Here is a 20,630-nt window from a genome sequence, read left to right on the forward strand (position 1 = left end):
CACCACTCACTGCATGATCGGCCCAACATGACCCAAGCACTTATCGAACTGTCCGACCTGGGCTTCAGCTGGCCCGGCCACCCTCAGTTGCTGGACATCCCGAGTTTCCGCCTGGAAGCCGGCGAAACACTGTTCCTCAAGGGCCCCAGCGGCAGCGGCAAGACCACGCTGCTGGGCTTGCTGGGCGGGGTGCAGAAACCCAATCAGGGCAGCATCCGCCTGCTGGGCCAGGAGCTGACCGAGCTGGCCGCCGGAGCACGTGATCGCTTTCGCGTCGATCACACCGGCTACATCTTCCAGCAGTTCAACCTGCTGCCGTTTCTCTCGGTGCGCGAGAACGTCGAACTGCCCTGCCACTTCTCCAAACTGCGGGCCAGCCGCGCCATTCAGCGCCACGGCAGCGTCGATCAGGCGGCCGCCACTTTGCTGGCCCATCTGGGTCTGAAGGACCCCGACCTGCTCGGCCGTCGTGCCGACTCGCTGTCCATCGGTCAACAGCAACGGGTCGCCGCCGCCAGGGCCTTGATCGGCCAGCCAGAGCTGGTGATCGCCGACGAACCCACCTCGGCGCTGGACTACGACGCCCGGGAAGCCTTCATCCAACTGCTCTTCGCCGAGTGCCGCGAGGCTGGAGCCAGCCTGCTGTTCGTCAGCCATGACCAGAGCCTGGCGCCGCTGTTTGATCGCAACCTGTCGCTGGCCGAACTCAATCGCGCCGCCACGCCCGCAGAGGTCTGAGATGTATCTGTTCCGTCTAGCCATGGCCAGCCTGGCTAACCGCCGCTTCACCGCGATCCTCACCGCCTTCGCCATTGCTCTCTCGGTCTGCCTGCTGCTGGCGGTGGAACGGGTCCGCACCGAAGCCCGGGCCAGTTTCGCCAGCACCATCAGCGGCACCGACCTGATCGTCGGCGCCCGCTCCGGCTCGGTGAACCTGCTGTTGTACTCGGTGTTTCGCATCGGCAACGCCACCAACAACATCCGCTGGGACAGCTTCGAGCACTTCGCCAACAACCCAAAGGTGAAGTGGGCGATCCCGATTTCGCTGGGCGACTCCCATCGTGGCTACCGGGTCATGGGCACCACCGAGGCCTACTTCCAGCACTACCAGTACGGTCATCAGCAGAGCCTGCAACTGGCCGTGGGCCGGGCTTTCGCCAGTGATCCTTTCGAGGTGGTACTGGGGGCCGAAGTCGCCGATGCCCTGCACTACAAACTTGGCGACAAGCTGGTGCTGGCCCACGGCGTGGCGGCCATCAGCCTGGTCAAGCATGACGACAAGCCCTTCACCGTGGTGGGTATCCTCAAGCGCACCGGTACTCCGGTGGACCGCACGCTGCATATCAGCCTGGGCGGTATGGAGGCGATCCACATCGACTGGCACAACGGCGTGCCAGCCCGTGGCGACGGTCGTATTACTGCCGATCAGGCGCGCAACTTGGACCTGACGCCCCAGGCGATCACCGCCTTCATGCTTGGCCTCAACAGCAAGATTTCGACCTTCGCCCTGCAACGGGAGATCAACGAATTTCGCGGCGAGCCGATGCTGGCGATCCTGCCCGGCGTGGCCCTGCAGGAACTCTGGAGCCTGATGGGCACCGCCGAGAAAGCCTTGTTCGTGGTGTCGCTGTTCGTGGTTCTTACCGGCCTGATCGGCATGCTCACGGCGATCCTCACCAGCCTCAACGAGCGTCGTCGGGAGATGGCCATCCTGCGTTCGGTAGGCGCCCGTCCCTGGCATATTGCAACCCTGCTGGTACTGGAGGCGTTCGCCCTGGCACTGTTCGGGGTCCTGGCCGGTCTGGGCCTGCTGTACCTGGGCATCGCCCTGGCCCAGGGCTACGTGCAATCGAACTACGGCCTGTACCTGCCGCTGTCCTGGCCCAGCCAGTATGAGTGGACGTTGCTGGGCGGTATCCTGATCGCCGCGCTGCTGATGGGCAGCGTGCCGGCCTGGCGCGCCTACCGGCAATCCCTGGCCGATGGCCTGTCGATTCGTTTATGAGCATCGCTTTATGAAAGCCCAACGCCTGCTGCGCCCCCTGCTTGCCCTGTCGCTGCTGATCGCCACGCCGTTGTGGGCGGCCGGAGCACCGAAGGATCTGACCTGGTCGGAAATGATCCCGCCGGACGCACCGCCGGAAGTGCCGAACATGCAGCCGCTGCACGACCTGTCGCAGATGAGCGATGCACTGGCCGCCGAATCGGCCCCCGCCGCCAAGCAGGACCTGCCCAATGCGCCGGTGGTGAAGAGCCTGGACGGCCAGACGGTGCGCCTGCCCGGCTATATAGTGCCCCTGGAAGTAAACGAGGAAGGCCGCACCACGGAATTTCTCCTGGTGCCCTACTTCGGCGCCTGCATCCACGTGCCACCCCCGCCGTCGAACCAGATCGTCCACGTCACCAGCGAGCTCGGGGTAAAGCTCGACGAGCTGTATCAGCCTTACTGGATCGAGGGCGCCATGCAGGTCAAACCCTCTACCAGCGAGCTGGCGGACGCCGGCTACCAGATGGCGGCGCAGAAGATCTATGTCTATGAGTTGCAGGAGTGAGTGCAGCAGCGGTGCCGGCTCGGACAAGGTTCGGGCACCAGGCCAAAAGAGTGCAGAACAAAAGAATAGTTCAGCCCTGCCACCGGGGTTCGCCATTTCATTGAGCTGAGTCAAGGCAGTCAACTTGACGATCCTTACCATTGGACATAGCCAATTTGAATCGTCCTTTGGAGCTCCCATGCACAAGTCTCTGCTTAGCGCTTCCCTGATCGCGCTCGCACTCGCCGCCCCGATTGCCAACGCCCATGAAGCTGGCGATATCCTGATCCGCGCCGGTGCCATTACCGTCAACCCAAAAGCCAACAGCTCCGACGTCAAGGTCGACAGCGGCCCGTTGGCCGGCGCCAACCTGGGCGGCAAGGCGACCATGAGCAGCGACACTCAGCTGGGTCTGAACTTCGCCTACATGGTGACCAATAACGTCGGTATCGAACTGCTGGCCGCCACCCCGTTCGAACACGATGTGAAGATCAAGGACACCTCGCTGGCCGCCGCCAACGGCAAGCTCGGTACCCTCAAGCACCTGCCGCCGACTTTGAGCGTTGTGTACTACCCGCTGGATAGCAAATCGGCGTTCCAACCCTACGTCGGTGCCGGTATCAACTACACTTGGATCTACGACGAGCACGTCGGCAGCCGCGCCCAGGCCGCAGGTTTCGACAATTTCCGCGCCAAGAACTCCTGGGGCCTGGCCTGGCAGGTCGGTGCCGACTACATGCTGACCGACAAGATCATGGTCAACGCCCAGGTGCGCTACATCGATATCGATACCCGTGCGTATGTGGATAACAACGCCCTGGCCGCCGGCACCCGCGCCAAGGTCAATGTCGACGTTGATCCTTGGGTCTACATGGTGGGTCTGGGCTACAAGTTCTAAGCCCGCCGACAATGAAAAAAGGCGCCTCGAAAGGCGCCTTTTTCATGCCTGCACTTTCCCTCAGCGCCCCATCAGGCGGGCGAGGCCGACACTCATCGGAGTCGGCTCGGGAAACGTGAAGCGCTGCAGCAGACGCTGGTTGCTGGCACGGGAATGACGGATGTCACCGGCCCGGGCCGGACCGTAGCTGATGACAGGCAATTCGCCGACCACCTCGGCCAGGGCCGCAAGCATCTGCTTGAGGGTGGTGGCCTGATTCAGGCCGACGTTGACCGCCCCCACTTCAAGCTGCGGTGCCTCGATGGCCTGCACCAGCACCTGCACCAGATCACCGACGTAAACAAAGTCCCGAGTCTGCTCGCCATCGCCGAACACGGTGATGGGCAGCCCCTGTTGGGCCCGCTCGCTGAAGATGCTGATGACCCCGGAATAGGGCGAGGACGGGTCCTGACGCGGGCCAAAGATATTGAAGAAGCGGAAGATCGCCGGTTCCAGGCCATGCTGGCGCCGATAGAAATCAAAATAATGCTCGCTGGCCAGCTTGTCCGACGCATAAGGGGTCAGCGGCGCCTTGGCCGTGTCCTCATCAATGGACTGGCCTTCGCCGTTGTTGCCATAGACCGCCGCGCTGGAGGCGAACAACACCCGTTTGACGCCGCACTGGCGCATGGCCTCGCAGACATTCAGGGTGCCGATGAAATTGCTCTGGTGAGTCTGCACCGGATCGTCCACCGAGGCCTGTACCGAGGCCACTGCCGCCAGATGCGCCACGGCGCAACAGCCTTGCATGGCACGGCTCACCAGATCCGCGTCGGCGACGTCGCCCTCGATCAGTTCTACCCGCGGGTCGTCCAGCGGCAGGTTGCTCGGTTTGCCGGTGGACAAGTCGTCCAGCACCCGCACCGAGTAGCCCTTGGCGAGTAGGGCGTCGGTCAAGTGCGAACCAATGAAACCGGCGCCGCCGGTGATCAATACAGGGCCATCAGCCATGACGATAAAACCTATCCAGTAAGGCCGGGAGCGCGGCACGCCAGGCGCGCGGCTTGATCCCGAAGGTATGAAGAATCTTCTTGCAGGCCAGCACCGCGTGCTGCGGTTCTTCGGCAGCATCGCCACAGGCGGCATGGGCCTGGGCAGTAGGGGCCTCGATGGCCAGCGGGTGCAGTTGCCGTGCTTCTGTCAGGACCGCCTGGCCCAGAGCCAGGGGCGTGGTCGCTTCCTGACCGGCATAGTGATAGGTGCCCCACAGCGGCGCGGCACAATCGAGCTGCTTGAGCACCGAGATGATCACCCGCGCGGCGTCGTCCACCGGGGTCGGATTGCCCCGACGGTCGTCCGCCATCAACAGTTCTTCCGGGGATTCGGCCCGGGCCAGGAAACGCCCGAGAATGCCGTCGGAGCTGTCGTCCAGCAACCAGCCGAAACGCAGCAAGACGTGCTGCGGACAGGTGGCGCGAACGCTCTGCTCGATCCGCCACAGTGCCTGACCGCGCAGCCCCAGGGGCACCGGCTCGTCTTTCTCGCTGTAGGCGGTGGCCCGGGAACCGTCGAACACTCGATAGCTCGAAGGCTGCGCAAGAATGATGTTGTGATGCTGGCAAAGCTCCGCCAGCCGTTCGACCGCGCGCTCCTGAGCACTCAGGCGTGCCTCGCTCACCGTCTCCGCCTGAAACCAGTCGAAGTAGTAAGCCAGGTTGATCAAGGCATCCGGGCGGGTGTCGTCGAGCAGTTGCGTGAGGCTCGCGGCATCCCAACCGTCTTGCGGCGGACGGGGGGCGAGGAAACCGATGTCCTCCTCCGCACCCAGGCGAATCAGCGCCTGCCCAAGGGCATTTCCGCCGCCCAGTAACATAAGGCGCATTCGCATAGAGTCAGCAGGCCCAGTCTGTTCAGAACGATGGTTTGGATCGGCCAGTCCCGTGGGTTTGACCGTCGAGAATTGCCGGAATCGTTGCATTTTGCGGGTTTGTGGCGCAAGCGTCACTGAGAAAGTGTCGGTGCGACCTTGTGCCCTCAGCGCCGACTGCGGCGCCAGCTGCACAGCACGCTACTTGCAAGTTGCCCCGAGCGGCCGCATAAACCCATCCATGACCCTCGCCGAATCCATGAACCCGGTCCTGGACGGTTTTCATCCCGCCGTCAGCGCCTGGTTCGAGCGCACCTTTGCCGCCGTGACCACGGCCCAGGCCCGCGCCTGGCCGTTGATCGCCCAGCGCCGCTCGACCCTGATCGCCGCCCCCACCGGCTCGGGCAAGACCCTCACCGCCTTTCTCGCCGTGATCGATGACCTGGTGCGCCAGGGCCTGGCCGCTGGCGGCCAGTTGCCGGACGCCACCCTGGTGGTCTACGTCTCGCCGCTCAAGGCCCTGAGCAACGATATCCAGATCAACCTGCAGCAGCCGCTGGCCGGCATCACCGAACAACTGCGATTGATGGGCCTGCCGCAGCTGTGCATCCGCACCGCGGTGCGCACGGGCGACACCCCGCAGAAAGAACGCAACGCCATGCGCAAGAGCGCGCCGCAGATTCTCGTCACCACCCCGGAATCGCTCTACGTGCTGCTGGGTTCGGACTCCGGGCGCAAGATGCTGGCCAGCACCCGCAGCGTGATCGTCGACGAGATCCACGCCCTGGCCGGGAGCAAGCGCGGCAGCCACCTGGCCCTGAGCCTGGAGCGCTTGCAGGCGCTGTGCGCCGAGCCCCTGTTGCGCATCGGTCTGTCGGCCACGCAGAAGCCCATCGAGGCCGTGTCACGTTTTCTGGTGGGGCATGAGCGGCCTTGCGACATCGTCGACATCGGCCATGCCCGCCCCCGGGACCTGGATATCGAAGTGCCGCCCGTACCGCTGTCGGCAGTCATGTCCAATGATGTCTGGGAGCTGGTGTACGGGCGTCTCGCAGCCCTGGCCCGGGAACATCGCACCACACTGATTTTCGTCAACACCAGACGCCTGGCCGAGCGGCTGGCCCGGCACCTGAGCGAACGCCTGGGCAAACAGGCGGTGGCCGCGCACCACGGCAGCCTGGCCAAGGAGCAGCGCCTGGAGGCCGAGCAGCGGCTCAAGGCCGGGGACCTGCAAGTGTTGATCGCCACTGCCTCCCTGGAGCTGGGCATCGATATCGGTGATGTCGATCTGGTGTGCCAGATCGGCTCGCCGCGCTCGATCTCGGCCTTTTTACAGCGCGTCGGGCGCTCCGGCCACCAGGTCGGCGGCACCCCGAAGGGCCGATTGTTTGCCCTGACCCGGGACGACCTGATCGAATGCGCCGCTCTGCTGGACTGCGTGCACCGCGGCGAGCTGGACAGTCTGCTGATCCCCCATGCGCCGCTGGATGTGCTGGCCCAGCAGATCGTCGCCGAAGTCAGCTGCCAGGAATGGCCGGAAGAAGCCCTTCTGGACCTGCTGCGCCGGGCCACGCCTTACGCCGACCTGGATCAAGCCCACTACCAGGCCCTGCTGCAGATGCTTGCCGAAGGCTTCAACGGTCGCCAGGGCCTGCGCAGCGCCTATCTGCATCGTGATGCCCTGACCCGCACCCTGCGCGGCCGTCGTGGGGCCAAGCTGACGGCGGTCACCAGCGGCGGCACCATTCCCGACAACGCCGACTACAGCGTGCTGCTGGAACCCCAGGGCCTGAACATCGGCAGCGTCAACGAAGACTTCGCCGTGGAAAGCATTGCCGGCGACGTGTTCCAGCTGGGCAATACCTCCTACCGCATCTTGCGGGTGGAAACCGGCAAGGTGCGGGTCGAGGATGCCCAGGGCCAGCCGCCGAACATTCCCTTCTGGCTCGGTGAAGCCCCGGGGCGCAGCGCCGAGCTGTCCAGCGCCGTGGCCCGCTTGCTGGCGCAGCTCGACGCCCTGCTCGGCGCGACTCCGGGCCAGTTGCAACCGGCCATCGACTGGCTGCAGCAGGCGTTGGGGCTGAACCGCGCCAGCGCCGAGCAACTGGTGGACTACCTGGCGCCCGCGCGCCTGGCCCTGGGCGCCCTGCCGTCCCAGGACACGCTGATCATGGAGCGTTTCTTCGACGAATCCGGCGGCACCCAACTGGTGATCCACAGCCCCTTCGGCAGCCGCATCAACCGCGCCTGGGGCCTGGCCCTGCGCAAGCGTTTCTGTCGCACCTTCAACTTCGAACTGCAGGCTGCCGCCAGCGAGGACGCCATCGTCCTGTCGCTGTCTACCAGCCACAGCTTCGCCCTGGATGAAGTCTGGCGGTATCTGCACAGCAACAGCGCCGAGCACATCCTCATCCAGGCGCTGCTGGACGCCCCACTGTTCGGCGTGCGCTGGCGCTGGAACGCCGGGATCGCCCTGGCGCTGCCGCGCTACAGCGGCGGGCGCAAAGTGGCGCCGCAGATCCAGCGGATGAAAAGCGAAGACTTGATCGCCAGTGTGTTTCCCGACCAGATCGCCTGCCTGGAAAACCTCGCCGGCGAACGGGAAGTTCCCGATCACCCGCTGGTGGAACAGACCCTCGACGACTGCCTGCACGACGCCATGGACAGCGAAGGCTGGCTGCAGCTGTTGCGGCGCATGGAACAGGGCCAGGTGCGCCTGCTCAGCCGCGAGTTACCAGCGCCCTCGCCCCTGGCGGCGGAAATCCTCAGCGCCAAGCCCTACACCTTTCTCGATGATGCACCGCTGGAGGAACGCCGCACCCAGGCGGTATTGGCGCGGCGCTGGAGCGACCCGCAAGCCACCGACGACCTTGGCGCCCTGGATGCCGACGCCATAACCGCCGTGGCTCAAGAGGCGTGGCCGAACCCGGCCACGGCCGATGAAATGCACGAAGCCCTGATGAGCCTCGCCGCCATCAGCGAGGCTGAAGCCCAAGCCAACCCCCAGTGGCCGCAATGGCTGGCAACCCTGGCAGCCCAAGGCCGTGCCTGCCGCTTGCCGGTGGGTCCCAGTGCACAGCTGTGGCTGGCCCTGGAACGCATTACCTGCCTGCAAGCCCTGTATCCCCACGCTCCCTTGCAGCCGGCCCTGAACCCCGTGCCCGGCTTCGATCAGGCCTGGGACCCGGAACCTGCGCGAGTGGAACTGATTCGCGCGCGCCTCAGCGGCTTTGCCCCCCAGACCCTGAGCCAGATCGCCGCCCCCCTGGGACTGCCTCCCGGGCAAATCGCCCAGGCCCTGGTCCAGCTTGAAACCGAAGGCTATGTACTGCGGGGGCGCTTCAGCCCCGATTGCCAAGAAGAACAGTGGTGCGAACGCCATCTGCTGGCGCGAATTCACCGCTACACGGTCAAGCGCTTGCGCCGGGAGATCGAACCCGTGGCCCTGCAGGACTTCATGCGCTTCCTGTTCGACTGGCAGCACCTGTCCCCAGGCACCCAAGGCCAGGGCAGCGCCATGCTCGCCGAAGTGGTCAGCCAGCTCGCAGGCTACCCGGCGGCGGCCTCAGCCTGGGACAGCGACCTGCTGCCGGCGCGGATCAAGGATTACTCCGCCAATTGGCTGGATGAGCTGTGCCGCAGCGGCAAGGTAGTCTGGAGCCGGATCAACAGCACGGGCAAGACCGCCAGCAGCGCCCTGCGCAGTACGCCGATCGTGCTGCTGCCACGCTCCCAGGCCGCTCTCTGGAGCGCATTGACCTGCCCGGCCGACAGCCACGAGCTCTCGCCCAGGGCGCAGAAAGTCCACAGCGTACTGAGCCAGCAAGGCGCTCTGTTTTTCGATGAGCTGCTGCACGAAGCCCACCTGCTGCGCAGCGAACTGGAAAGCGTGCTCCAGGAACTGGTGGGCGCCGGCCTGGTGAACGCCGACAGTTTCGCCGGGCTGCGCGCCCTGATTACACCGGCGAGCAAACGCCAGAACCGCAGCAGCCGACGAGGTCGCGGGGCCTTTGTCGGTGGCATGGACGATGCCGGACGCTGGGCCTTGCTGCGTCGTTCAGCGACTCAAGACTCGACAGTCACCCTGGAACAGGTGGCCATGACCTTGCTGCGCCGTTACGGCGTGGTGTTCTGGCGACTGCTGGAACGCGAGGCGGACTGGCTGCCCAACTGGCGCGAACTGCTGCGCACCTTCCATCGGCTGGAAGCCCGGGGAGAGATCCGTGGCGGGCGCTTTGTCAGCGGTCTGGCCGGCGAGCAGTTCGCCTTGCCGGAAGCCATCCCGCTGCTACGGGAGGTACGCCGCCGGCCCCATGACGGCAGCCTGACCGCGGTATGTGGCGTGGACCCGCTGAACCTTGCCGGCACCCTGCTGCCCGGGCCCAAGGTGGCGGCACTCAGTGGCAACCGCCTGGTGTATCGCGACGGCCTGCCCGCCGCAGCCGAGATCGGCGGCACCCAACACTGGTGGCTGGAACTGGAACCCGAGGCCGCCCAGGCCCTGCGCAACAAACTCATCCAGCACTGACCTTCCCCCGCAGGAGCCGGCTTGCCGGCGAAGGCGGCCCCGTCAATCCCGGCCCATTGCCCCGCCTGCGCAACGGCTATGGGATCAGACTTAACCGGCGCCGAGTCTATTGCCCCCGATTGGCGGCACTGGGAGACACACCGAAGCGGTTGCGGTATTCGCTGGGGGCCAGACCGGTGATTTTCTTGAACAGGCTGCGAAAGGTCGCCGGGTCCTGGTAACCCACGGTCCAGGCGATGTGATCGATGGTGCCGTTGGTGAACTCCAGCATCTCCCGCGCCTTGCCCACCCGCAGGTGCTGGCAGTACTGGGTCGGTTTGAGGCCGGTGGCGGCGCGGAAACGTCGCAGCAAGGTGCGCTCTTCAAGACCCGCCTGTTGCGCCATCGTCGGCAGCGACACATCCACCGCGCCATTGGCCTGCAGCCAGTGCTGCAACTTGAGGATCGCCCCATCACCATGGTTGAGGATCGGCGCGAAATTGCTGCCGCACTGGCTGGCGCTGTCGCTGTGCTCCATCACTAGAAAACGCGCCGTGGCACTGGCGATGCTCGGCCCCAGCAGGCGGTCCACCAGGCGCAGTCCCAGTTCGGCCCAGGCCATCAGCCCGGCCGTGGTGATCAGGTCGCCATCGTCGACTATGGGTTGGTCGGCCTCCAGGCGCACCTGTGGATAACGGGCGGCGAACGCCTTGGCCGAGGTCCAGTGGGTGGTGGCGCTGCGGCCATCGAGCAGGCCACTCTCGGCCAGCAGGATCGAGCCCACACAGACCCCGCCAAGCGTAGCGCCGGCCGCATGCTGCTGGCTCAACCAGCTCACCAGGGCAGAGGACGACTGGTTCGCGGAAAAACCTGCCAACGAAGGCGGTATCACCACGGCCAGCAGGTTGCCGCTCTCTCCCTCCTGGCTGTCATAGATCCGCCGTGGGCCTTGTGCCTCAGAGGCTTGCCAATGGCTGACCCGCAACCGCGGCAGTTGCGCCAGGGGCTGTTCACCGGCAATCCGATTGGCCACTTCGAACAGATCGGTCAGACCATGCACCGCCGCCATCTGTACCCCGGGATAAAGCAGTACGCCCAGTTCGGCGACCGAGCCTTGAATGCCCACTGTCAGTTTTCCCCCTGTTAATGTCGATGCGGCCAATCCTCCTGGGAGCAAGGGCCACCGATACTGGGCCCCAGGTTATCCACTCACTTGGAGGCAACACCCATGGCCAAACAGGCGCTCATCGTAATCGATATCCAGAACGACTACTTCGCCCACGGCAAATGGCCCCTGGTCGGGGTCGACGCGGCGGCGGACAACGCGGCAAGGCTGATCCAGGCCTTTCGCCAGAAGGCGCAAGCGGTGGTGCACATCCGCCACGAATTCACCTCCGACAGCGCGCCCTTTTTCACCCCAGGCTCCGAGGGTGCGCACTTGCACCCCAAGGTGCTGAACCGCGCCGACGAACCCGTGGTGCTCAAGCACTTCGTCAACTCGTTCCGGGAAACCGAGCTGCAGGCGATCCTCCAGCAACAGGGCATCGATGAACTGGTGATCGTGGGCAACATGAGCCACATGTGCGTAGAGGGCACCGCACGGGCTGCTGCCGACCTGGGCTACCCGGTCAAGGTGATACACGACGCCTGTGCCACCCTCGACCTGGAGTTCAACGGCCAGCGAGTACCGGCGGCGCAAGTACAAAGCGCGGTGATGTCGGCCCTGTCATTCGCCTACGCCGATGTCCTGTCCACCGAAGAGTTCCTCGCGGCCTGATCGCTTGCATTCTGCGCCGACGATGGCGGTGAGCTCAGCCTCACCGCCGTTTGTGTCTGGGCAGGCAGACCTGCCCCGGACAGGTATCCACAGGCAAGCACGCCACACCGCCTGTTGTCGCCAGCAAGACAACTTCCCGAACTACTTAAGAATGATTCTTGTTATCCAGGCTAATTGTTAGTTACGACCAAACTCTCGCCGTCACAACTCAAAGCGGTCAAATAAATGGCGCCATTAACAATGGTCGACATTCAATAGCTGACTAATGGAAATGTTTTAACCCCTGATTATTTCAAATCCTGCCTTGAGCTTTACCAAGAGTCGCTTCGCGCCTAATAACATCAACACTTATAAATCTCAGTGCTTACTTCTTACGGTTACCTGTAATTCAATATAACCAAAGCAAATAAGACATATAGCAAAAAACAAGAACTCACCTATCACAGGACTCCCCACCCCGGATTCATTGCCCTTAAAGCCAAGCAACAAGGTTGCACCACGTCCCTTGTGAGGGTGTTTTCAACAGTATCAGCAGCCGAACCCGATACTTTCCCAGCGCGCCAGAAAAGAGCCTTGCGAGCCACTTCAATCACCTTACTTGCAAATCCAGCGGCCTTGGCTAAGTTGATAGCTACTCGCCACTGAAGTGCTCTTCAGCCGCCAGAAAACCAATAATAACTGTCGAGGAGTTCAATAACCGGACGCCCCCCGCCTGCCCCAGCTGAGACTGACACGGAATTAGTCATATTAATCAAGAGGGATGCTTGATGAAGCGCAGTTCATTGCCTCGAGTTTTTTCATTCAAGGGTGCGGCCGAAAATTACTGGCTCTCGTTAGTGCTGTTTTCGATCCTGGTGGTCGCCAGCTTCCTGCTGTTTGAACAACAGATCCAACAGTTGCTGAATCACCTTGGCAACTTCCTCCCTTCCGATCCCGTGCAACGCACCAGCCTCGCTCTGCTGCTGGTCACCCTGCTGGCCCTGGACGTGCTCTTGCCGGTGCCTTCCAGCCTGGTGGCGCTGCTGGCCGTTGCGGTCCTGGGCGCCGTTGGCGGCTATCTGGTGATTTTCATCGGCCTGTGCCTGGGAGCCTGTCTGGGCTACTGGCTGGGGGCCGGCTACTTTCGCCTGTTATCCAACTGGCTGGGGCTCAGGAGCTGGCAGCCGGGGCAACTGGCCTATCGCCTCAGCACCCTGTCGCTGATCTGCCTGCGCGGAGTTCCAGTGCTGGCAGAGACCTCGGTGCTGGCCGCGGGCATGCAGCGTTATCCACTGCGCCAGTTCCTGCTGGTCACCACCCTGGCCAATGCCGGGCTGGCCCTGGCCTACGCCGCCATCGGCAGTTTGCTGGTGGAGCAGAACGCACTGCTGGCGACCATTCTCGCCAGCATGGTGCTGCCGGGGCTGGTCCTGGGCGCCCGCAGCCTGCTCAAGCCTCGCGCTGCGCAGCCGCCGATGGAGCAAAACCATACTCTGGAAGGACGCTTCGAGGTGAGCTACCACTACCCGGTGCTGTTCACCGATCACATTTTCCAGGCCGACAATCCCTGCCTGCACCGGCAACTGGTCCAGGCGCAACAGGGACGCACCACCGTGCTGGTGTTCATCGATGAACAATTGCTGCAGTGCTGCCCACAACTGCCGCAACAGATCGACGCCTATTTCAGCGCCCACGCTGCCGACCTGCATCTGCAGGCCGCACCGATCCCGGTGCCGGCGGGCGAACTGAGCAAGACCCCGGACGTGCTCCAGCGGTTGTATGCCCACATGCTTGAACACGGCCTGGACCGCCACTGCTATGTGCTGGCCCTGGGCGGCGGCGCGGTACTGGACGCCGTCGGCTATGCCTGCGCCACCTTTCATCGGGGGATGCGGCTGATCCGCATCCCGACCACGGTGCTGGCCCAGAACGACGCCGGCATCGGGGTCAAGAACGGCATCAACGCGTTCGCCCAGAAGAACCTGCTGGGCGCCTTCTACCCAGCCACGGCGGTGATCAACGACTTCCAGCTGCTGCTCAGCCTGTCACCCCGGGACCAGATCGCCGGGCTGGCCGAAGCGGTGAAAGTGGCCGTGATCAAGGACGCTGCATTCTTCCAGTGGATGGAGCAGCAGGCCGAGGCCCTGGCGAGCTTTGAACACAGCGCCAGCCGCTACGCCATCTTCCGCTGTGCGCAATTGCATCTGGGCCATATCACCGGGGCCGGCGACCCTTTCGAACGGGGCAATGGCCGCCCCCTGGACTATGGGCACTGGGCTGCGCACAAGCTGGAGAACCTCAGCCAGCATCGCTTGCGCCATGGTGAGGCGGTGGCGGTGGGCATGGCCCTGGACGCGCTCTATGCCAATGCCACCGGCTTGCTGAGCCATGCTGAAACCCAGCGCCTGTTGCAACTGCTGGACAAGCTCGGCTTCAACCTGTGCCCGCCGGAGTTGCGCTTGCAGGATGCCCAGGGCCGCTCCCTGGTGCTGCTGGGGCTGGAGGAGTTTCGCCAGCACCTGGGGGGCCAGTTGTCGATCCCGATGCTCAACCGCCTGGGCCAGTCCACCGATGTGCACCACATCGAACTGCCGGTCATGGAGCAGGCCCTGCTGCGTCTGAGCAGTTTCGGTGGGCCGGACTTCGCCTGGACCGAAGGCTGCGCCCAATGAGCCACTCCTCCCTGACCACCTGGCTGACCCTAGGCCGGGTATCCAACCTGCCGACGGTGTGGACCAACGCCCTGGCCGCCGCGCTGCTGGCCAGCAGCGCCACCACCCTGGCACCGCCCTCGCCACTGGTGTGGACCCTGCTGCTGGTGGCGCTCTCGGCGCTGTACCTGGCCGGGATGCTGCTCAACGACCTGCTGGATGCCGATTGGGACCAGCAACATCAGAACCCGCGGCCGATTGTCCTGGGCCTGGTCAGCCGGACTCAGGTCAGCCTGGCCACCGCCGCCCTGTTGCTGCTGGCGGCGCTGTCGGTACTGGGCCTGAGCCACCTGATCGCGCAGCCTCATTGGCTGCTGGCCAGCGCCGGCTTGCTGCTGCTGTTCATCCTGGCCTACAACCTGCTGCACAAAAAATACCCCCACAGCGTCTGGCTCATGGGCGGCTGCCGCTCGGCCCTGTACCTGACCGCCGCCGCCAGCCTGGCCATGCCACCGCAGCCGCTGTGGCTATGTGCCGCGCTGCTGGGCACCTACATCGCCGGCCTGACCTACCTGGCGCGGCTGGAGCATCGCAACCAACTGCTCAGCCGCCTGCCGCTGCTGCTGATGCTCAGCCCCCTGGCCCTCGCCGCTTACGCAGACAACGGGGTGTTCTGGCTGGTCCTGCTGCTGTGGCTGGGCTGGTTGGGCTGGCACTACCGGCGCCACCTGGCCAACCCGCGACAGCGGCAGATTCGTGCCTTTATCGGTGCTGGCCTCGCCGCCCTGCCATTGTTCGATGCCCTGGTGCTGGCCCTGGCCAATCAACCCCTGGGCAGCCTGCTGTGCGTGCTGGTGTTCTTTCTGCTGCCCCACCTTCAACGCTGGATCAAGCCGACATGACCATGGACGTCACTTTCCCCGCCTCGCTCCCGCTCGTCATGCGCCATGAGGCCTTTGCCGAACGCCGCCGCCAACTGGATGACCAGCTCGACGACGAGAACCGCCGCTGGTGGTACGCCGCCCTGGAGCAACTGGCCAGCCAACCGTCGGCCAACACCCTGGTGCTGCTCAGCAGCCAGTGCAAGCGTCGCTTTGGCAACGCCGAGGTCAGCGCCAGCCCAGGCTGGAACCGGACTCAACTGGCCCGCGCCTTGCTCCTGGAGCAACTGCTGGAACAGCAGGCCGGCGGCGATCAACTGGCCCTGCTGCGCCAGCTGTTTCTGTGGGGCGATGACCAGGAAAAAAGCGTACTGCTCAGGGTCCTCGATGACCTCGACACAGAAGGGCGCAGCCTCGAACTGGCGCTCCAGGCAGGACGTACCAACAACCGTGAAGTGTTCGCCGCCCTCGCCCTGGACAACCCCTTTCCCGCTCGCCACTACCACGACCGGGCCTTTCACCAGTTGCTGCTCAAGACCCTGGGCATGGGCCTGGACAGTGGCCGCGTCAAAGGCCTGGCCCAGCGCCACAGCGTCGACCTCAACCAACTGGCCCTGGAGCATATGGAAGAACAGTTGGCGGCGTTCCGCAGTGTCAGCGACGGGCTGCCCCATGCCATCGCCTTCGAGCTGTTGAGCCAGGCCCAGCGCCAACGCTTGCGCCACCTGTGCCAGCAGCGACGACTGCCACCGCACTGGCTCCAGCACTTGCCACCCGACGCCTGATTCGACACCGGCGCACCCACTCAATTTTCTCTACCACTGCATCAGGGACTCACCATGCCGAAGTACTTCGATCCGCACATTCATATGGTCAGCCGCACCACCGACGACTATCAGAACATGGCCGCCGCCGGGATCACCGGGGTGATCGAGCCGGCCTTCTGGCAAGGCCAGGCGCGCACCAGCGTCGGCAGCTTCATTGACTACTTCGACACCCTTCTGGGCTGGGAGCGCTTTCGCGCCAGCATGTTCGGCATTCACCACTTCTGCACCATCGGCCTCAATCCCAAGGAAGCCAATGACCTGTCGGTGGCCAACGAGGTGCTGGAGATCCTGCCGCGCTATCTGGTCAAGGACGGTGTGGTCGCGGTGGGCGAGATCGGCTACGACGACATCACCCCCGAGGAAGACCGCTTTCTCGCCGCGCAACTGGAGCTGGCCAAGCAGTTCAACTTGCCGGTGCTGGTGCACACCCCACATCGGGACAAGATCGGCGGCACCAAGCGCACCCTGGCGGTGATCCGTGAAGTGGGCATCGCCGAGCATCTGGTGATCATCGACCACCTCAACGAACTGACCCTGCCCCTGGTGCTCGACAGCGACTGCTGGCGCGGGCACTCCATCTACCCCAACACCAAGATGTCGGAGCAGCGCATGGTGGCCCTGCTCAAGGAGTACGGCACCGAGAAGATGGTGGTCAACAGCGCCGCCGACTGGGGCATCAGCGATCCGCTCAAGGTGCCAAAGACCGGCCAGGCCATGCTCGCCTCCGGATTCAGCGAAGCCCAGGTGGAACAGGTGCTGTTCCATAACCCGGTGGATTTCTTCGCCCAGAGCGGACAACTCGACAAGCAACAGGTGAGCACCCCGCTGCCCATCGACCAGCGGCGCCAATGGCAGGACAACTCCGCCCTGCGCGGCCAGGAACCGGTGGTCAAATGAGCGCCCGGGCCGGTTGGAGCGCCGCGCAGATCGGTTACTGCAGCAACGTGCACCCGGCGCGGGACGTGGCCGGCCTGAAGAGTTCGATCCTCCAGCACTTCCAGGGGGTGCGCCGCCAGCGTGGCCTGGCGGTGCAGGACAGCGGCCTGTGGATCAGCGCCCAGGCGGCCGCCGAGCTGCAGCAGCCCGCAGTGCGCGAATCCTTCCTCGGGCTGTTGCACGACAGCGGGATGCGCCTGACGTCCCTCAACGGCTTTCCCTACGGTCAGTTCCATCAGGGTGCGGTGAAGGCCGAGGTCTACCGACCGACCTGGGCCGAACCGCAACGCCTGGAGTACAGCCTGCAACTGGCGGAGTTGCTCGCCGCCGCCCTGCCCCTGGACTGCCAACAGGGCGTGATTTCCAGCGTGCCCCTGGGTTATGCCGCCCTTTGGGACGACGCCCAGCAACAACAGGCCGAGGCCCAACTGTTGCAGTTGACTGCCGGGCTGGCCAGCCTGCATCGGCGCAGCGGCAAGAAGATCCTGCTGTGCCTGGAGATGGAGCCGGACTGCGTACTGGAAAACACCGATCAGGCCATCGCCTTCTTTCAGCGCTGGAAAGCCACCGATCCCCACCATCAATACCTGGCGCTGTGCTTCGACGTCTGCCATCAGGCGGTGGTCTTCGAGGACTGCTACCAATCGCTGCAACGGCTGCTGCAGGCGCGCATTCCGGTGGGCAAGATCCAACTGTCCAATGCACTGATCTGTCACTTGCCGGTGACGGACCTGGCACGCCGCGAGCAGGTGCTGCAGGCCCTGGGCAACTTCGCCGAAGCCACCTACCTGCATCAGGTGAAAGCCCGTGACCGCAAAGGCCAACTGCTGGCCTGGGCCGATCTGCCGAAGGCACTGCAGGCGGTGGAACCGGTGCAGGGCCAGTGCCCCGAGTTGCGCATTCACTTTCACGTACCCTTGTTCAGTGAACAGTTCCTGTTGCCGGAGCTCAACGGCAGCCAGCAGGCCCTGATGCGCACCTTCGACTTTCTCGCCGCCCATCCGCAGTGCCAGCCGGTGCTGGAAGTCGAGACCTACAGCTGGAACGTACTGCCCGGCACCCTGCGTCCGGACACCGAACAAGCCCTGCTCCAAGGCATTGCCGCAGAGCTGCAGTGGGTTGAACAACAGTTGCGCCAGCGGCACTTGCTGCATGGGCAATCGTCCCCCATGGAGGCGCCAGCCCATGCCCTCTGAAGCACTGCGCCAGCCCCTGCTGCTGATCAACGTGGTCGGCCTGACCCCCAGCTTGCTGGGCCCGGCCACGCCGCGGATCAACGCCCTGCTGCAACGGGCCAAAATGGCCCGGCTGCGCCCGGTGTTCCCGGCCGTGACCTCGACGGTACAGGCCTCGATCCTCACCGGCCTACCGCCTTCGCAACACGGCATTGTCGGCAACGGCTGGTATTTCCGCGATCAGGCCGAAGTGCGCTTCTGGCTGCAGCCCAATGCGCTGATCCAGGGTGAAAAGGTCTGGCAGACCTTGCAACGTGAGATCCCCGGCCTGCGCTGCAGCCAGCTGTTCTGGTGGTTCAACATGTACGCCGAGGTGGATGCCGCCATTACGCCACGCCCCCACTACCCGGCCGACGGGCGCAAGATGTTCGGCCTCTACTCGTCACCGCCCGGGCTGCACGAACGCATCGAACGGCAGATTGGCGAGTTTCCCTTTCCGGGCTTCTGGGGCCCGGCGGCGGGCATTGCCTCCAGTCGCTGGATCGTCGACTGCGCCATCGCCGAGTTCCAGATCAGCCGCCCCGACCTGCAACTGATCTACCTGCCGCACCTGGACTACAGCCTGCAACGCCTGGGGCCCGAGCATCCGTCCATCAGCGACGAAGTGCGGGCTATCGACCATGAAGTCGGGCGCCTGCTGGACTTTGCCCAGCAACAAGGCGCGGCGGTGATGCTGGTTTCCGAATACGGCATCGAAGCGGTGCAGCAATCAATCTCCATCAACCGCGTGCTACGGGAACAGGGCCTGCTGCAAGTACGCCGCTCCCTGAGCTGGGAGCTGCTCGACCCCGGCGCCAGTGCCGCCTTTGCCGTGGCCGACCATCAGATCGCCCACGTCTACGTGCGCCAGCCCAGGGACATTGCTCGGGTCAAGGCCCTGCTGCAGCGCCAGCCGGGCATCGAGCAGGTGCTGGATAAAACCGAACAGCGGGCCTGGCAGCTGGATCACCCGCGCAGCGGCGAGCTGGTGGCGGTGGCCGCCCCGGGCTTCTGGTTCGATTACTACTACTGGTTCGACGACCGCCTGGCCCCGGACTTCGCCCGCACCGTGGATATCCACCGCAAGCCGGGCTATGACCCGCTGGAGCTGTTCATCGATCCGGCGATCCGCTTTCCCAAGCTGCGGGTCGCCCGCCGCCTGCTGCAGAAGAAGCTCGGCTTTCGCTACTACATGGACCTGATTCCCCTGGACACCCGACTGATTCGCGGCAGCCACGGACGCTTGCCGAGCAACGATGAGGTGGGGCCGCTATTGATCACCGATTGCGATTTACCACTGCCGGAGCATCTGCCGGCCACTGCGGTAAAGCACCTGCTCCTAGAGCATTTCCTAGGGCGCCCCTATGACGACACGGCTCAAGCCAAGGAGATTCCATGCGGCGAACCATCCCTATAGCGGTACTCAGTGTGTTGAGCGGTCTCGCTCAGGCACAGAGCCCGAACACCTTCGATTGCAACAAGTTCCTGACCTTCGCAGACGACCCCACGACCACTCTGGCGACGTTCAAGCAGAGCCCGGAAACCATGGCCTGGAACTGGTTTGTCTGCCTCAACCAGCCGGATGCCAGCCACAACAACAATCGGGTCTGGGAAACGTTCAAGCCTTCCGATCAGGTTTACCTGTTGAAGGGGGCCGAGCCCCTGCCCTACTCCGACCATGAAAACCTGCCGAGCGAAGTCCCGGAACTGGCACAAAAGCAGGGCATGGACCCCAAAGGGCTGTTTCAGTTTCTCGGCAACGACATGCCAGGCAGCCCGCAGAACGGCATCCAGCAGGTGGATGGCCTGGCTCTGAAAATGCGCAGCGGCCCACCGGTGCCACCGTCGAAAAACGAACAGTTGGTGCGCTTTCACCTGTTGATGGGCGAGGACACCTTCAACTACATCGTCGCCAACAAGATCTACAACCGCGATGGCCTGGCCAAGCTCACCAGCAACCTGGACTTCCCGGACACGGCCTGGGAGCTGAAAACCTCCTGGTTCTGGATCGGAACCGACCAGGACTTCAAGGCCCTGTTGACCCAGGACGGGTACTACATCTCCCAGGCCTATTACGTGGACAGCACGGGTCAGTATCAGGTGGGCTACGCCGCCCTGAGCGGCATGCATGTGATCAACAAGCTGACCCCGGACTGGGTCTGGACCACCTTCGAAAACCGCAACAATCCCAAGTACACCGTCACCAATGACACCCCACCCAAGCCGATGACCAACATCACCGGCCCCACCGAGGCGGCCAAACCGGTGAACACCAGCTTCCAGCAGCAGTATTCGAACCTGGCCCAGTACGAACTGATCGGTGTGCAGTACGACCAGAACCTTGCCGAACCCAAGCTGCTGGCCAACTCCCAACTGGAGTCGGCGTTCCAAGGCTCCTCATCGTGCCTGGCCTGCCACAGCACGGCGGCCTATTCGACGAAGAAGAACACCTTCTTCTCGTTCAACATCGACCACACAGGCGGAATCCTCTACCCCACCAGCGTACTGCCGGACAAAGACTTCATCGGTTATCAAAAACTGGATTACGTCTGGTCGCTCAAACGCGCCCAGTGGAAACGCTAA

16 protein-coding genes are annotated in these 20,630 nt (G+C 64.1%); 13 read left to right on the plus strand and 3 right to left on the minus strand.

What is annotated here, in order from left to right:
- The first annotated feature begins 27 nt into the window (after positions 1-27).
- The 4 genes from PQT43_RS20535 (at position 28) to PQT43_RS20550 (ending at position 3,429) form a co-directional block, all read left to right on the plus strand.
- Entirely contained in the window at positions 28-738 is a 711-nt protein-coding gene (locus PQT43_RS20535; RefSeq protein WP_110596268.1) for an ABC transporter ATP-binding protein, read from the plus strand.
- 1 nt (position 739) lies between these two features.
- Positions 740-2,005 (plus strand): ABC transporter permease, encoded by a 1,266-nt coding sequence (locus PQT43_RS20540; RefSeq protein WP_102865281.1) that lies wholly within the window; start codon positions 740-742, stop codon positions 2,003-2,005.
- Positions 2,006-2,030: 25 nt separating this feature from the next.
- Complete coding sequence (locus tag PQT43_RS20545; RefSeq protein WP_102865508.1) at positions 2,031-2,552, plus strand: DUF3299 domain-containing protein; 522 nt, start codon at positions 2,031-2,033, stop codon at positions 2,550-2,552.
- A gap of 178 nt (positions 2,553-2,730) precedes the next feature.
- Positions 2,731-3,429 (plus strand): OmpW/AlkL family protein, encoded by a 699-nt coding sequence (locus tag PQT43_RS20550; RefSeq protein ID WP_041120027.1) that lies wholly within the window; start codon positions 2,731-2,733, stop codon positions 3,427-3,429.
- A 60-nt stretch (positions 3,430-3,489) separates the two neighbouring features.
- Here the strand turns inward: PQT43_RS20550 and PQT43_RS20555 are convergent, their stop codons facing one another.
- Together PQT43_RS20555 and PQT43_RS20560 are read right to left on the minus strand one after the other, a co-directional pair.
- Positions 3,490-4,419: an NAD-dependent epimerase/dehydratase family protein gene (locus PQT43_RS20555; protein WP_253085098.1), complete on the minus strand. Its 930-nt coding sequence runs from the start codon at positions 4,417-4,419 to the stop codon at positions 3,490-3,492.
- Complete coding sequence (locus PQT43_RS20560) at positions 4,412-5,296, minus strand: sugar nucleotide-binding protein (protein ID WP_102865279.1); 885 nt, start codon at positions 5,294-5,296, stop codon at positions 4,412-4,414. The genes PQT43_RS20555 and PQT43_RS20560 overlap by 8 nt, the downstream gene beginning before the upstream one ends.
- A gap of 220 nt (positions 5,297-5,516) precedes the next feature.
- Here PQT43_RS20560 and PQT43_RS20565 point away from each other — a divergent pair, with 220 nt between their 5' ends.
- Positions 5,517-9,803: a DEAD/DEAH box helicase gene (locus PQT43_RS20565; RefSeq protein WP_272754518.1), complete on the plus strand. Its 4,287-nt coding sequence runs from the start codon at positions 5,517-5,519 to the stop codon at positions 9,801-9,803.
- 106 nt (positions 9,804-9,909) lie between these two features.
- Here PQT43_RS20565 and PQT43_RS20570 read toward each other — a convergent pair whose 3' ends face one another.
- The gene (locus tag PQT43_RS20570) at positions 9,910-10,851 is read right to left on the minus strand and encodes a GlxA family transcriptional regulator (RefSeq protein ID WP_416375985.1); all 942 of its coding nucleotides are present in this window, start codon (positions 10,849-10,851) and stop codon (positions 9,910-9,912) included.
- A 159-nt stretch (positions 10,852-11,010) separates the two neighbouring features.
- Between PQT43_RS20570 and PQT43_RS20575 the strand changes: the two genes are divergently transcribed.
- The 8 genes from PQT43_RS20575 to PQT43_RS20610 all read left to right on the plus strand — a co-directional run bounded on the left by PQT43_RS20575 (position 11,011) and on the right by PQT43_RS20610 (position 20,630).
- Positions 11,011-11,559, plus strand: a complete 549-nt coding sequence (locus PQT43_RS20575) for a cysteine hydrolase family protein (RefSeq protein WP_267268990.1) — start codon at positions 11,011-11,013, stop codon at positions 11,557-11,559.
- A gap of 767 nt (positions 11,560-12,326) precedes the next feature.
- Positions 12,327-14,210 (plus strand): 3-dehydroquinate synthase, encoded by a 1,884-nt coding sequence (locus PQT43_RS20580; protein ID WP_272754519.1) that lies wholly within the window; start codon positions 12,327-12,329, stop codon positions 14,208-14,210.
- On the plus strand, positions 14,207-15,091 hold the full coding sequence (locus PQT43_RS20585; protein WP_213665109.1) for a UbiA family prenyltransferase: 885 nt from the start codon (positions 14,207-14,209) through the stop codon (positions 15,089-15,091). The genes PQT43_RS20580 and PQT43_RS20585 overlap by 4 nt, the downstream gene beginning before the upstream one ends.
- Complete coding sequence (locus PQT43_RS20590; RefSeq protein ID WP_110596273.1) at positions 15,088-15,855, plus strand: EboA domain-containing protein; 768 nt, start codon at positions 15,088-15,090, stop codon at positions 15,853-15,855. Before PQT43_RS20585 ends, PQT43_RS20590 begins: the two co-directional genes overlap by 4 nt.
- Positions 15,856-15,909: 54 nt before the next feature.
- Complete coding sequence (locus tag PQT43_RS20595; RefSeq protein WP_102865272.1) at positions 15,910-16,794, plus strand: TatD family hydrolase; 885 nt, start codon at positions 15,910-15,912, stop codon at positions 16,792-16,794.
- Positions 16,791-18,029: a metabolite traffic protein EboE gene (gene eboE / locus PQT43_RS20600; protein ID WP_267268992.1), complete on the plus strand. Its 1,239-nt coding sequence runs from the start codon at positions 16,791-16,793 to the stop codon at positions 18,027-18,029. Before PQT43_RS20595 ends, eboE begins: the two co-directional genes overlap by 4 nt.
- Positions 18,019-19,464 (plus strand): alkaline phosphatase family protein, encoded by a 1,446-nt coding sequence (locus tag PQT43_RS20605; RefSeq protein WP_102882393.1) that lies wholly within the window; start codon positions 18,019-18,021, stop codon positions 19,462-19,464. The genes eboE and PQT43_RS20605 overlap by 11 nt, the downstream gene beginning before the upstream one ends.
- A complete protein-coding gene (locus tag PQT43_RS20610) occupies positions 19,443-20,630 on the plus strand; it encodes a hypothetical protein (RefSeq protein ID WP_250330465.1) in 1,188 nt (395 codons plus the stop codon). Before PQT43_RS20605 ends, PQT43_RS20610 begins: the two co-directional genes overlap by 22 nt.

Source organism: Pseudomonas sp. BLCC-B112 (genome assembly GCF_028550695.1).
In the GTDB taxonomy this organism is placed as follows: domain Bacteria; phylum Pseudomonadota; class Gammaproteobacteria; order Pseudomonadales; family Pseudomonadaceae; genus Aquipseudomonas; species Aquipseudomonas danubii.